Annotated in this window: 14 protein-coding genes; 8 read left to right on the forward strand and 6 right to left on the reverse strand. The window is 66.3% G+C overall.

Annotation, left to right across the window (positions count from 1 at the left end; translation table 11 throughout):
• Nucleotides 1–52 precede the first annotated feature (52 nt).
• The 6 genes from AC1D1A_RS18380 to AC1D1A_RS18405 are packed head-to-tail and all read left to right on the forward strand — an operon-like array spanning nt 53 to nt 6660.
• Nucleotides 53–1930 (forward strand): PEP-utilizing enzyme, encoded by a 1878-nt coding sequence (locus AC1D1A_RS18380; RefSeq protein ID WP_476948392.1) that lies wholly within the window; start codon nt 53–55, stop codon nt 1928–1930.
• On the forward strand, nt 1923–2684 hold the full coding sequence (locus AC1D1A_RS18385) for an SDR family NAD(P)-dependent oxidoreductase (protein WP_476948393.1): 762 nt from the start codon (nt 1923–1925) through the stop codon (nt 2682–2684). The genes AC1D1A_RS18380 and AC1D1A_RS18385 overlap by 8 nt, the downstream gene beginning before the upstream one ends.
• 47 nt (nt 2685–2731) lie before the next feature.
• Nucleotides 2732–3052, forward strand: a complete 321-nt coding sequence (locus AC1D1A_RS18390) for a 2Fe-2S iron-sulfur cluster-binding protein (RefSeq protein WP_476948394.1) — start codon at nt 2732–2734, stop codon at nt 3050–3052.
• A 2-nt stretch (nt 3053–3054) separates the two neighbouring features.
• Nucleotides 3055–4368 (forward strand): NAD(P)/FAD-dependent oxidoreductase, encoded by a 1314-nt coding sequence (locus AC1D1A_RS18395; protein WP_476948395.1) that lies wholly within the window; start codon nt 3055–3057, stop codon nt 4366–4368.
• A 40-nt stretch (nt 4369–4408) separates the two neighbouring features.
• Entirely contained in the window at nt 4409–5146 is a 738-nt protein-coding gene (locus AC1D1A_RS18400) for an HD domain-containing protein (RefSeq protein WP_476948396.1), read from the forward strand.
• Complete coding sequence (locus AC1D1A_RS18405; RefSeq protein ID WP_476948397.1) at nt 5143–6660, forward strand: aldehyde dehydrogenase family protein; 1518 nt, start codon at nt 5143–5145, stop codon at nt 6658–6660. The genes AC1D1A_RS18400 and AC1D1A_RS18405 overlap by 4 nt, the downstream gene beginning before the upstream one ends.
• 53 nt (nt 6661–6713) lie before the next feature.
• On the opposite strand, the gene AC1D1A_RS18410 is transcribed toward AC1D1A_RS18405, so the two are convergent.
• From AC1D1A_RS18410 to AC1D1A_RS18420, 3 genes are all read right to left on the reverse strand, one after another.
• Nucleotides 6714–7256, reverse strand: a complete 543-nt coding sequence (locus tag AC1D1A_RS18410) for a TOPRIM nucleotidyl transferase/hydrolase domain-containing protein (protein WP_476857378.1) — start codon at nt 7254–7256, stop codon at nt 6714–6716.
• A 62-nt stretch (nt 7257–7318) separates the two neighbouring features.
• Nucleotides 7319–8344: an NADPH:quinone reductase gene (locus tag AC1D1A_RS18415; RefSeq protein ID WP_476948398.1), complete on the reverse strand. Its 1026-nt coding sequence runs from the start codon at nt 8342–8344 to the stop codon at nt 7319–7321.
• A 150-nt stretch (nt 8345–8494) separates the two neighbouring features.
• Nucleotides 8495–9307, reverse strand: a complete 813-nt coding sequence (locus AC1D1A_RS18420) for an MBL fold metallo-hydrolase (RefSeq protein ID WP_476948399.1) — start codon at nt 9305–9307, stop codon at nt 8495–8497.
• 613 nt (nt 9308–9920) lie between these two features.
• On the opposite strand from AC1D1A_RS18420, the gene AC1D1A_RS18425 reads away from it, so the two are divergent.
• A complete protein-coding gene (locus AC1D1A_RS18425; protein ID WP_476948400.1) occupies nt 9921–10340 on the forward strand; it encodes a nuclear transport factor 2 family protein in 420 nt (139 codons plus the stop codon).
• 43 nt (nt 10341–10383) lie between these two features.
• Here the strand turns inward: AC1D1A_RS18425 and ligD are convergent, their stop codons facing one another.
• Entirely contained in the window at nt 10384–11628 is a 1245-nt protein-coding gene (gene ligD, locus AC1D1A_RS18430; RefSeq protein ID WP_476851147.1) for a non-homologous end-joining DNA ligase, read from the reverse strand.
• Between the two features lie 48 nt (nt 11629–11676).
• Between ligD and AC1D1A_RS18435 the strand changes: the two genes are divergently transcribed.
• Entirely contained in the window at nt 11677–12069 is a 393-nt protein-coding gene (locus tag AC1D1A_RS18435) for a VOC family protein (protein ID WP_476857374.1), read from the forward strand.
• A gap of 32 nt (nt 12070–12101) precedes the next feature.
• Here AC1D1A_RS18435 and AC1D1A_RS18440 read toward each other — a convergent pair whose 3' ends face one another.
• Complete coding sequence (locus AC1D1A_RS18440; protein WP_476857373.1) at nt 12102–12563, reverse strand: hypothetical protein; 462 nt, start codon at nt 12561–12563, stop codon at nt 12102–12104.
• A 95-nt stretch (nt 12564–12658) separates the two neighbouring features.
• Complete coding sequence (locus tag AC1D1A_RS18445; RefSeq protein WP_476857372.1) at nt 12659–13798, reverse strand: LacI family DNA-binding transcriptional regulator; 1140 nt, start codon at nt 13796–13798, stop codon at nt 12659–12661.
• Nucleotides 13799–13848: the final 50 nt, after the last annotated feature.

Raw genomic sequence — 13848 nt, forward strand, 5'->3', positions numbered from 1 at the left:
AGTCCGCTACGTCACCCAGGCTCAACGCCGAGCCCGTATTGAAAGGACCGCCATGTCCCTGAAGTCCTTCCCCAAACCCTCCGAGCTCGCGGTCCCCGCCGGGGCCGAGGGCTGGGAAAAGATCTACCCGTACTATCTGGTCTTCCAGGACAAGCTCAAGGAGCAGGAGGACGCCAAGTTCTGGTTCTGCGACAGCCAGCATTGGCCCACCGTGTTCAAGCCCTTCGAGACCATCGGCGGCGAGTTCGCGGTCAAGTGCCTGGGCCAGTACAACGCCCGGCACCTGATGATCCCCAACGCCAACGGCATCGAGTTCCGCGTCCACCTGGGCTACCTCTACATGTCGCCCATCCCGGTCCCGGCGGACCAGATCGCCGCCCGCGTGCCCCTGTTCGAACAGCGCGTTGGCCACTACTTCCAGAACTGGGACCAGCTGCTCAAGCAGTGGCACGTCAAGGTCAAGGGCACCATCGACGAGATGGAAACCATTTCCTTCCCCAAGCTCCCGGACCTGGTCCCCATGGAGGACATCCTCTCCGGCAAGGGCAAGGACGGCTCCGAGAAGCTCCTGGAGAGCTACGACCGGCTCATCCAGCTGGCCTACCAGAACTGGCAGTACCACTTCGAGTTCCTCAACCTCGGCTACATCGCCTACCTGGACTTCTTCAACTTCTGCAAGCAGGTCTTCCCCAACATCCCGGACCAGTCCATCGCCACCATGGTGCAGGGCGTGGACATGGAGCTCTTCCGCCCGGATGACGAGCTCAAGCAGCTCGCCAAGCTTGCCGTGGAACTTGGGATCCAGGCCCACTTCAGCAACACCGACGACGTCGAGGCCACCCTGGCTGCCATCGCCGCGGCCCCCGGCGGTGACCGCTGGACGTCCCAGTACGATGCCGCCAAGGACCCGTGGTTCAACTTCACCGTGGGCAACGGCTTCTACGGCCACGACAAGTACTGGAACGAACACCAGGAAATCCCGCTCGGCTACGTCGCGGACTACATCCGCCGCGTGGACGAGGGCCAGGAAATCATGCGGCCGGTGGAGGCGCTCATCGCAGAACGCGACCGCATCATCGAGGAATACCGCGAGCTGCTCGAAGGCGAAAACCGGGCCCTCTTCGACGCCAAGCGCGGCCTCGCCGCCACCGCCTACCCGTACGTGGAGAACCACAACTTCTACATCGAGCACTGGACCATGGGCGTCTTCTGGCGCAAGATCCGCGAGCTGTCCCGCATGATGCAGGCCGAGGGTTTCTGGACTGAACCGGACGACCTCCTCTACCTGGGCCGCAACGAGGTCCGCGACGCGCTGTTCGACCTGGTCACGGGCTGGGGCGTCGGTGCCAAGCCGATCGGTCCCGACTACTGGCCGGCAGAGATCGAGCGCCGCCGCGGAATCGTGGACGCGCTCAAGACCGCCCGGCCTGCCCCGGCGCTGAACACCCCGCCGGAATCCATCACCGAACCCTTTACCCGGATGCTGTGGGGCATCACCACCGAGCAGGTCCAGCAGTGGCTGGGCGCCGGCGAGGAAGTGGAGGGCGGGGGCCTGCGCGGCATGGCTGCCTCGCCGGGCGTGGTGGAGGGCCTGGCCCGCGTCATCACCGACGCGGACCAGCTCTCCGAGGTCCAGCAGGGCGAGATCCTGGTGGCCACCGTCACCGCGCCGTCCTGGGGCCCGATCTTCGGCAAGATCAAGGCTACGGTCACGGACATCGGCGGCATGATGAGCCACGCGGCCATCGTCTGCCGGGAGTACGGTCTTCCGGCGGTGACCGGAACGGGTTCCGCCTCCACCACCATCAAGACCGGCCAGCGGCTGCGGGTGGACGGCACCAAGGGCACCGTGCAGATCCTCGATGCCGACCAACCGGAGCTCCTGGCGACCGGACCCGGCGCCCACGCCCACAGCCACAGTCATGTCTGAGCTGAACGCGCCGGCTGCAAGGACCGTCCTGATCACCGGTGCCGCCGGCGGGCTGGGCCGGGCGTTTGCGCTCGGCTTTGCCGGTCGCGGGTACCGCGTGGCGGTCGCCGACATCAACCTCGAGGGCGCTGAGCAGACGGCCAAACTGGTCCGCGAACTCGGCGCCGAGGCCGCCGCCTTCCCGGCGGACGTCACCAGCGTGGACGCCACTGAGATCCTCGCACGGGACTGCGCGGACTTCGGGAACGGAAGCATCGACGTCGTCCTCAACAACGCGGCGGTGTACGCGGGGGTGACCCGCAGCCCGTTCGAGGACATCGACCCGGCCGAATGGGACCTGGTGATGAACGTCAACCTCAAGGGCCCCTGGCTCGTGACCCGCGCGGCGAGCCCGTACCTGCCCGAGGGCGGGCGCGTCATCAACCTCTCCAGCGCCACCATCTTCAGCGGCTCGGAACAGTGGCTCCACTACGTCGCGTCCAAGGGCGGCGTGGTGGCCCTGACCCGGGTGATGGCCAAGGAACTGGGCCGCCGGGGGATCACGGTCAACGCGATCGCCCCCGGCTTCACGCTGACCGAAGCCAGCTACGGCCTGATGGAGAACGCCGAGAACTACGGTGTGGACCGCGGGGCCATCAAGCGGGCCAGCCAGCCCGAGGACATCGTGGGCGCGGCCCTCTTCCTGGCTGGGCCGGACAGTTCCTACTACACGGGCCAGACCATGGTGGTGGACGGCGGCCGCCAGTTCATCTGAGGCGCTCCCTTGCCTGCCATCATCCGATTCAACCTAAGGAGAACCACATGCCAACGGTTCATTTCACCGACGCCGAGGGCGCTGTCCGCGACGTCCAGGGAAACCCCGGCGATTCAGTCATGGAAACGGCCGTCCGCAACGGCGTCCCCGGGATCGTCGCCGAATGCGGCGGCTCATTGTCCTGCGCTACCTGCCATGTCTTCGTCCGCGAGGACTGCCTTTCGCAGCTTCCGCCGATGGAGGACATGGAAGACGAAATGCTCTACGGCACGGCCGTCGACCGTGAGGACAACTCGCGGCTGTCGTGCCAGCTCCGGCTCACGGACGCGGTGGAGCTGTTCGTCACCACCCCGGAAACCCAGGTGTAGCCGTGGGCGCGGAAGCAGTGGAGCAGGCAACTGACACCCTCGTCGCGGAGCAAAGCACTCCAACGCGCACGGGGCTCCTGATCATCGGCGCCAGTCAGTCCGGGGTCCAGCTTGCTGTATCGCTGCGGGCACTCGGCTTCGACGAACACATCACCCTGCTCGGAGACGAGGACCACCGACCCTACCAGCGGCCGGCCCTGTCCAAGGAGTTCCTGCAGGGCACGGTAGAGAGCGAATCACTGATCTTCCGCTCCAACGATTACTGGGCCGGACACAACGTGGCCCTGGTCAAGGGCGAATACATCGTCCGGATCGACAAGGAACCCGACGGCTCCGGGGTCGCGCATTCTTCCGCCGGAAAACAGTTCCCTTTCAAGCGGCTGGCGCTCACGGTCGGCGCCCGGGCCCGCAAGCTGGAGATTGAGGGCGGGAACCTCGACGGCGTGCTGTACCTCCGCAACGCCGACGACGCGCTGGCACTCAAGGCGCGGGTGGGGGATGCCACGGATGTGGTGGTGATCGGCGGCGGGTTCATCGGACTGGAGGCCGCGTCCAGCCTGCGGAAGATGGGCAAGAACGTCACGGTTCTGGAGTTCGGTCCGCGGCTCGTTGGCCGCGCCGTGGGAGATGAGACGGCCGAGTACTTCCTGCAGGCGCACCGTTCCCGCGGCCTGGACATTCGGCTCAACACCAGCGCCAAGCGCTTCACAGCAAGCGAGGGCGGTAGCGCGGTCGCCGGCGTCGAACTCCAGGACGGCACAGAGCTCTCCGCGCAGATTGTGCTCGTGGGGATCGGCGTCATTCCCAACACACAGCTGGCCGAACAGCTCGGGCTGACGGTGGACAACGGGATTGTGGTGGACCGCTTCGCGCTGGCCTCGGACGGCACAACGGTGGCGATCGGCGACTGCGCCAACATGCCCAACCCGGTGCCAGGGTCGGAGCCGGGGGAGCGGATCCGGCTGGAAAGCGTCAACAACGCCATCGAACACGCGAAGGTGGCCGCCTACTCGCTGACCGGGCGGCGCGAGGAATACGCCGGGATCCCGTGGTTCTGGTCCAATCAGGCGGACCTCAAGTTGCAGATCGCCGGGCTGTGCAACGGCTACGACCAGACGGTACTCCGTCGGGACGAGGACCGCGGGAAGTTCAGCGTCCTGTACTACCGCCAGGGCCAGGTCATCGCCGCGGACTGCGTCAACGCCCCGCTGGACTTCATGGCCGTCAAGAACGCACTGGCAAAGGACCAGAACATCCCTGCCGACGCCGCGGCGGACCCCACCACGCAACTCAAGACCATCACCACGGACAGCTAACTGCACTCAGACAGTACGCCGGCCCACCCGAAGGAGCATTATGAGCACCCCCAAGACTCCGGTCGCAGCCAGCCCCGCCGCTGAACCGGTGGACGTGCCGGCCCAGGCCTTTGCCGCGGAGTACAGCGTCCGGCCTGTTCCCGCGGCTGGTCCGGTAGACACCACCGCGATCTGCAATACCCCGGCTGCCGTTCAGGAACTCGACGCCCTGTGGAAGGCCGTGGTCCATGAGACGCGGACACGCGGAAACGACATCCACTTGCCGATTTCCTTGGCCTACGCCGAACGGCTGTGCCGGGCCTATCCCGGCGCCGACGCTGAACTGGTACGCGTGGCCACCGTGCTGCACGACACTGGCTGGGCCCACGTTGATGAATCCCGCATCATATCCGAGGGCTTCACCGGTGACTGGCGGAAGGCCGCCATCCGCTACGAACACGAGCAGCAGGGCTGCGACGTGGCCCGCCGGGTGCTCCCCGCCCTGGGATACTCCACCGAATTCATTGAGCGCGTCTGCGAGATCATCGACGGCCACGACACCCGGCCGGTGGCCCGGTCCCTGGAAGACGCCCTGATGCGCGATGCCGACAGGCTATGGCGCTTCGACCGCGCCGGGATCGCCCTGGCCTCCTCGTGGTTCGCCATGGACCCGGCCACGTACACCGACAGGCTGGCCACCGAGATCGTGCCCGAACTCATCACCCAGGCCGCCCACGATATGGCCGCCGCGGACCTAAACCGATCCAACGCCCTTCTTAAGACGGCGGTGATCCGATGACCTCCGCCACGCATGATGCTCCTGCCCTGGTAGCCCGGACGGAGCTGTCCCTGCCGCATACGCATGTGGATACGATCTTTGTCGACGGCGCGTGGCAGCCTTCGCGGGGCACCGGCCGCAACCCGGTGACAGACCCCGCTACGGGCGAAGTGTGGGGCTCGGTGCCGGACGGAACGCCGGAAGACCTGGACGCCGCCGTCGGCTCTGCCCAGCGGGCCTTTCAGGGCGAGTGGCCCCGGCTTACCCCGTCTGAGCGCGCCAGCTACCTTCTCCGGATCGCTGAGGAGGTGGAGAATCGGGCTCAGGAGCTTGCCCTGACGAACTCGAGGGAAAACGGCTCACCGGTGTCCGAATCCGCCGGGGCGGCAGCCAACGCGGCCGGTATCTTCCGGTACTTCGCCACCCTCGCCGAGTACCTTGAGCATGAGGATGTCCGCCCCTTCCCGCGCGGCGGCGGCGAGTCAGTAGTGCGGCGCGACCCGCTGGGAGTCTGCGCGCTGATCGCGCCGTGGAACTTCCCCATCAACCTGGTGGTCATCAAACTGGCGCCGGCTCTGCTGGCAGGCTGCACCGTGGTGATCAAGCCGGCGTCGCCCACGCCGCTGTCCATCCGGGTGATTATCGAGGCCGTCGCCGCGGCCGGGGTTCCGGCGGGCGTGGTCAACCTGGTAACCGGCTCCGGCCGGCTGGGGGATCAGTTGGTGAAGCACCCGGGCGTCGAAAAGGTGGCGTTCACGGGATCGACGCCGGTGGGCCGGAAAATTGCCGCGGCCTGCGGGGAACTGCTGCGTCCGGTCACGCTGGAGCTGGGCGGGAAGTCCAGCGCCATTGTGCTCCCTGATGCGGATCTGGATGCGATGTCCAAGGTGCTGATCCGGTCGTCGATGCGCAACACCGGCCAGACCTGCTACATCTCGACCCGGATCCTGGCGCCCGCGAGCCGATACGACGAAGTGGTGGAGATGGTCACGGCCACGATTGCGGCCGGAAAGCAGGGTGATCCGCTCGAGGCGGACACTGTGTTCGGCCCTTGCGCAACGGAGTCCCAGTACCGGACCGTGCTGGAGTACGTGGAGTCGGGCCTGGCCGACGGCGCGCGGGCCACCACCGGTGGGCGTGCGGCGTCGTTAGGCGGTGGCCTTGAGGGCGGCTATTTCGTGGAGCCCACAGTCTTCGCCGACGTCACCCCGGAGATGCGGATCTCCCGCGAGGAGATCTTCGGCCCGGTCCTGTGCATCCTAAAATACGACGACGCCGATGGCAGTGTTGACGAGGCCGTCGCGCTGGCTAACAACACCGAGTTCGGGCTCGGCGGTCTGGTGTTCGGGCAGGACGCGGCGGCCGCTCTGAACGCGGCCGACCGGATGGACACGGGCTCCGTGGGCATCAACTTCTTCGCATCCAACCATGCAGCCCCCTTTGGCGGCCGGCACGATTCCGGCCTTGGCACCGAGTACGGGATTGAAGGCCTGAACGCGTACCTGAGCTACAAGTCCATCCACCGCCGCACGTAGATAGCGGGATGCCCGTGACACGGTGAAGGCATTCGATCCTTTGGGCGGCAGGATCAAAATGATGCAACGAGGTGGGCGAGCGGCGGAGGCGCCTGTCCGGCCGGCAAAGCGTCGACCAGCAGCGGCGCGTATCGGACCTTGTTGCCGCTGCGTCCGCCGAAGAACCGGCGCAACTGCGCCGTTATTGGCCGCTCTCGCAGTGACGGCTGGCGTTGGAGGAGCCGGAACGACGCGAGCTCGCCTTGAGCGGCGATGACTTTGAGCACGGCATCGATCCCCAGGCAGCGGATGAGTTCGTCCTCCAGATCGGCGTGACAGACGTGGAACCCAAGCTCGGCCAGCGAACCGGACCCGATACCTGCCCGGCCGAGCGCGCGGGCGATGCCACGGGATTCCCCTGCATCACACAGGCCCAACAACCGGTGGCCTGCGCCATTCGGTCCGTAGCGGTCGAGGAAGTGAACGATGCTGGTCGCGCCTCCCATCGGCACGACCGACACCCGCAAGGCTGCCAGGTCATGGCCACGGCGGAAGGCCAGCGCCTCAACCGCAAGCCGGTCACTCTCACCTTCGACCAACACCGTCGTCGCCTGCATGGAACCAGTATGCCGAACGCATTGTCTGGTCGCAGGCTCCTCGCCGGACACGCAGAAGGTGGTCAGGCCGCGGACACGTCGACCAGGACCTTCCCGACGAAGCCTTGTTCTACGGCGTCGTGCGCTGCCGCGGTTTCCTCGAGCCGAAAGCGGGTGAGGGGCAGTCCGTGTTCATTGCCGACCCGCAATGCCCCCGCTTTCAGCGCATCGGCGACGGCGGCAACGGCCGCCGCCTTCTGCTGCTCCGTCACGGTGTACGTGAGGATGAACTGGAATTGGACGTTCTTGCCCATGCTCTCGCGAATGGGAATGGCCAAGGATTCGCCGGGGTTGGCAGCATAAATGGAAATGGTTCCGCCCGGCTTCACCACCTTGAGGTCATTGCCGATGTTCGCCGGAGCATTGACGTCGACGATCGTGTCAACGCCTCCAGGGGCTGCCTCGTGCACGGCCTGTGGGACGGCGGCAGTGCGATAGTTGATCACACTGTGCGCGCCGGCCCGGCGGGCAAGTTCACCTTTCCGCTCCCCGCTCACGGTCGCGATGACGGTTGCCCCGGCCCAGCGGGCGAGCTGAATGGCCGCGTGCCCGACCGCACCCGCGCCACCGGTGACCAGCACCACCCGCCCTTCCAGGGCGCCCGGCGAAAGCCTGGCCGGGCCGTCCTGGCTGGAGGTCAGTGCACGATGTGCCGTCAGTGCCGGGATCCCCAGGGATGCGCCCGTGTCGAAAGACTCCATGTCTGGAAGGGCAACGGCCTGCGCGGCCGGCACCACCACGTACTCCTGGGCTGTGCCCTCGGTGCCGCCCCAGGCGACGTCCCAGAGCCAAACACGATCGCCGACGGACAGCCCCGGCACGCCGGATCCAAGCTCGTCGATAACGCCGGCACCATCCTGGTTGGGCACTTTTGGTGCCTCCAGCCTGCTGCCGGTCCCGGCGGCGGCCCGGGACTTCCAGTCGGTGGGATTGACCCCGGAGACCACCACCCGGACTCTGACCTGGCCCGGTCCGGGTGCCGGCAGTGGCCTGTCCTGGAGGGCCATCACGGACGATGGCCCTGTCTTTTCGTACACGATGGCCTTCACTGTTACTCCGCTTCTTCGGATTCCATAGGGGGAAGGGATGAGAGCGCCGTGAGAACCTGGGGTTCTCCTGGTCGCCATGATGGCTCGGATACCTCTGACGTCTACTGCGGCGCTTGATCCCACGCTAACGCAAAAGGGGAACTGGACGGATCAGGTCAAATGGTCGAAGTCGCCGCGCGCCCAAGCAGCGTGCCGTTGGGCGGAATTGTGCAGAATGGCCTTGGCGCCGGACGCGATGACATTGTTGAAGTTGCCGTAGATCCGGTCGAAGTTGAGCTCTCCCAGCTGCGCGGCGATTCGCTCCGCCACCGCGCCGGATAGCGGCACGTGGTTAGGGTAGCTGCGCATGAAGGCGATGGAGCGACGGTCTGGATTCGGATACACGCTGTCACCGGTCAGCAAAACTCCTTTGCCGCCGGCGCCTGCTGCCCAGTGCACGACCGCGCTGCCCGGGAAATGGCCCCCGGTCTGGTGCAGGGTCAACCCTTCGGCGATAGGTTGACTGCCGGACCAGTATTTAATGAGCGGATCATTGCGCCCCAGCCATCGCCGGTCTGCATCCGCCACAAGTACGGGGACGCCGCCGAGCCGATGCGACCATTCGACCTGCACACCGAACATGTGTGGATGGCTGGCGGCGATCGCCAGGACCGGGCCCCGCTCGAGCACTGCCTTCGCAGCGCCGTCGTCGACATATCCGACCGGATCCCACAACAGCGAACCCTCGTGTGTCGCCACAAGCTGGGCGGTCTGGCCGATCCCGACTTTTGGCTCTGTCCGGATCCCGACAAGGCCCGGCTCGTTCTCCGTCAACACCGTTTGCTGGCCCTCCTGCGCCAGCCCGTCCAGTGTGAGCCACTTTTGTCCGTCCTCGGGTACATACTGCCGCTCGTCGGTGCAGATCGGGCAAACGTCCCGGGCAGGTTCGTCGCGTTCCACGGCGCAAGTTGCACAGATCAGCATGGCGGGTCCCTTCGAATGGCTTGTGTCCTGCTCCTCTTGCCCACCGTAAGCGTGCCCTGCGTCGTCGGGAAGCCTATGCCGCTATCAACTTCTAACGCGAACATCTGGCGTTCAGGCCCGTCCACCCCGCCGCGTCCTTGGCCATGTTCGACGGCGGTGATGTGCGGCGGCCGCGATGGCAGCCGCAAAATGGATCCCGCAATCCGAGTGCGCGTCGAATTGGGTGTCAGGAGCGTCGATGCATATTCAACGCACCGACGGGGACAACAGGGCGGTTATGACGTTCACCGCATACCAGCCCAATGCCCCAAGTGCACCCAGAACGGCAACGGAAACCACCAAAAATAGGGCAGAGAGTTTCGGCCTCGGGTTCTCATCCATAACAACCACCCCGCAATCAATTGGGACACCCTCGGACCGAATCTTGCCTGAACCCCCTTGTGGAAAGCTTGGAATCGAGACGAGGCCTCTAGCCCGCAGCTGCCCGGGGCAGAGGTAACCCCCACCCTTGCAGCCACCACGAGGCACGCTTAGGATGGCGGGGCCGGGACGGCCTGGACGGCGATAGACCTATCCTGCCGTTGACGGACAGTGAGCCCTTTGGAGGTCCGACGTGAGTGAGCGGGATGACTTCATGGCCTGGGTTGGGTCGCGCCTCAAGGACGCCGAGACCGCCCTGCATAACGGCGACGCCGCGCCGCGGTTCGCCATCTGGTCCCGAAGAGAGCCCGTTACCGTGCTTGGCGCGTGGACGTCCGGCAGCGGTCCCGAGGACGTGGGGCGCATCTTCCATCAGCTGGAAGCATCCTTCTCGGATTGCACGTCATACACGCACGAGGTGATTGCTGCCGACGTGATCGGGGACATGGCCTACACCGTTGGGTACGAGCATACGAGCGCCTCGGTGAACGGAGAGCCGAGGGACTACACACTGCGCGTGACCCAGGTCTACCGGCGCGAGGATGGCGAATGGAAGGTCGCCCACCGCCACGCAGACACCCTGGCGCAGCCGGACAAGCCTCAGGACGCCTGAGCCCGTCCCGTGGCGTCAGGATCCGGTGGTCAGGATCCGGCGGTCAGGATCCAGGGCGCCCCGGCCACTCTTTGCCGGCCCAGGGGTCGTAGTCGGCGATGAGTTCCTCCTGCGGCGGACGCTCCTTTTCCGGGACGTGCTGCAGGTTCACCCGGACCCGGTACCAGAGCGAACTCGATCCCCGCATTCCGTCGACGAGTACGTCTGCGGGGTGCAGGGCTGATAAGAGGTCCGTATGCCGGGTCTTCCATTCCTCGAGCGCCGCGAGCGCCTCGGGCTTGGTCTTGGTCCGTGCCACCTCGATGAGCGGCATTACCGATTGCCGGCGGCCCAGACCGTCGCCGCCGCGCGGCGGCTTTTCGGCGGGGCCGAGCCCGGCAGCCAGACTGATGAGCCTGTCGAGTGTCCCTGCCGCGTCGTCGATCCCGGCGTGGGGGTCGCCCATCGCCGCGAAGCGCTCAAGCACCGTGGGCACCGTGAATTGTTCCGGCCGGGTGGAGGTAACCTCGTCCCACGTGAGCGGAGTCGAGACCCGGGCGTCGGGCAGGGGCCGGATCGAGTACGCCGATGCCACGGTGCGGTCCTTGGCGTTCTGGTTGAAGTCGACGAACACACTCTCGCCGCGCTCCTCCTTCCACCACCGTGCGGTGGCGAGGCCCGGAGCGCGGTTCTCGACCTCGCGGGCGAGGGTCTCGGCGGCGAGCCGCACGTCGCGGTACGACCACTGAGGCGCGATGCGCACGAGGATGTGAAGTCCCCGCGAACCGCTCGTCTTCGGCCACCCCACCAGTCCGACGTCGTCGAGCACCTCCCGCGCGACATAGGCGACGTCGACGATCTGCGCCCAGTCGACCCCCGGCATCGGGTCGAGGTCGACCCGGAGCTCGTCCGGGTGCTCGAGGTCCTCGGCACGCACGGGGTGCGGGTTGAGGTCCAGGCATCCAAGATTCACGACCCACGCCAAGCCCGCAGCATCCCGGATGACGGCCTCTTCGGCTGATGTTCCGGACGCGTAGTGCAGCGTTGCCGTGTCGATAAAGTCGGGGTGGTTTTCAGGCACGCGCTTCTGAAAGAACGGCTCAGCGCCGATCCCCTTCGGGAAGCGCTTGAGTACCATGGGCCGGCCGCCTGCGCCCCGCAGTGCACCGTCGGCGACGGCGAGGTAGTAGCGGACCAGGTCGAGCTTGGTCAGCCCGGGTTCGGGGAACACCACCTTGTCCGGACTCGAGATGCGAACCTCGTTGCCGGCAATGTTGAGGATCTCGGCGGGGGTCTTCGACGAGTTCATTCCGCCACGCTAGTTCCGGACGGCTGCGCTTGGGAATAGCATTCCGGCATGGACGCCAAGTTATTCGCCTATCTCAGCTACAGTGACGCATCCGCAGCCCTGGACTGGCTCCAGGCCGTGGGATTTGGCGTTATTCAGCGGCAGGACGGCCCCGCAGGGACAGTGCTGCACGCCGAGATTTCCATGGGGGAGGCGGTGCTAATGGTGGCAAGTAGCGATGCCGCCTACCAGCGGCCGCCATTTATTGGTCAGTCAACCGGCCAGGGACTGTATCTCCTGGTCGACGACGTCGACGCCTTTCATCAGAAGGCCCTCGCCGCGGGCGGAACCTCAGTGATCGAGCCCGAAGCCACCCAATGGGGCGCCCGGCGCTGCCGGGTGCTCGATCCCCAAGGACAGGAATGGAGCGCCGGCACCTACCAGCCCGGAATCGCCTCGTGATACGTCCTTGCTTGCCCACCCGGGCAGGCGCTTTAAGTGCCCTCCTGGGTGCCGGTGTCGAAGGGCTTGTCCGTGGCCGGCGGCTTTTCGCCAGGCGTACCTGTTCCGGCCTTGCGCAGCGGATCTACAGTACCTTCCGCGCCGTAGTCACCTTCGGTATACTGGCCGATTTCCGACCCGGCCGTGCGTCCCGGAGCCGTGCCAGCGCCGCCGTAGTCGGCTGCTACGTAGCGCCCGGATTCCTTGGCTCGGTCTCCCAAGGGTTCGGGCAGGCCGCCCTCCCTGCCGGCCGCACCGTAGTCACCTTGGACGTATTGGCCTTCCTCGTCCTCGGCGTGCCGGCCTCTCTGCACGCCAGCCTTACCGTACGCTCCTTCGACGTACCGGCCCCGGAGCTCCTTATCTTCTGGTTTCACGTCCGCGGGCGCCTGGTCCGCGGGCAATTCGGAGTCGCTGCGGTCTGTCATGATCCTGCCCTCCAGAGACGAATCCATGCGTCTAATCCGGCGCAATTCAAGTCTAGTCAGGGCCACTGCACCACGACAGAGGGCAGCGGCCGCCGGCCGCCCGCCTTGGGTGGCCAAGAGTGTCAGGTGTGGGCGGCGGGAGCGGTGGTGCTTCGAACGACGAGGCGCGGGGCCAGCACTTCGGTACGTGGCTGCGGGGAGGGGTCGGCGATGCGGGCGAGGAGAAGCTCCGCGACGCGGATGCCTACGTCCCGGCTGACGGGGTCGACGGTGGTCAGGGAGACGTGGCGGATCCCGGCGAGATAGGTGTTGTCGTATCCGACCAGTGAGAGTTGTCCCGGCACGCTGATGCCGCGCTCGTCGGCGGCCGAGAGCGCACCGACGGCGAGGATGTCGTTGGCGGCAAAGACCGCTGAGGGGGGCTGGCCGCCGTCGATAAGGCGGCTCATTGCCTCAAAGCCGGAATGCTCGCTCAAGTCCGTTGGTATCACTCGGATGTAGTTCTGCAAGCCGTGGCGGGTCATGGTGTCCCGGTAGGCGTCGGCCCGCACGGTAGCAGAGCCGGTGGGAGCGGTGAGGAAGGCAATGTCGCTGTGGCCGAGACCAATCAGGTGCTCGACGGCCATCCGGGCGCCGGCGGCGTCGTCGTTGGTGACGCGGTCCGCTGCCGGGAGGTCGAAGGCGCGGGTGCCGGCGACGACGGCTGGCGTGAGCAGTGTGGCGCGGGTGAGGTCTTCATCGGCGTTGAAGTCTCCGGCGATGACTAGGCCGTCGACGCGCAATTCCATGAAGGCGGACACCGGGCTTTCCCCTGGGCGGGCCAAATAGCGTGGATCGCCGAGGACCATCCGGAGGTTCTGCTCCCGGAAGATGTTCTGCATGCCGTCGAGCAGCTCCACGAACCAGGGATTGGAGAGGTCGTCCAGCAGCACTCCTACTGTTTGCGTCCGCCCGCTGGCGAGCGAGCGGGCCGCATTGCTGGGCCGGTAGTCGAGTGCGGCTATGGCGATGGCAACAGCTTCCCTCTTTTGTTCACTCACCTTTGGTGAACCCCTCAGCACCAGGGATACGAGTGCGCGAGATACGCCGGCTTCGCGCGCCACATCCTCAATGGTGGCGCGTTTGGCCGCTCCATGCCGGTTCAGTTCGCTCCTGGACAAATGGCCTCCTGCCGGCAAGCGTATCGCGGGAAACACAGCGGTTCCGGCCTCCGCCCCATGGGCAACCGCACCGGTTCCACTGCTGCCTGATGCCGGCCGCATGTCTGTCCCGTGGGGGAGGCCTCGGCGGCAAAGGCTGCGGACGTTCGATT

Source organism: Arthrobacter sp. P1_B9, assembly GCF_056406495.1.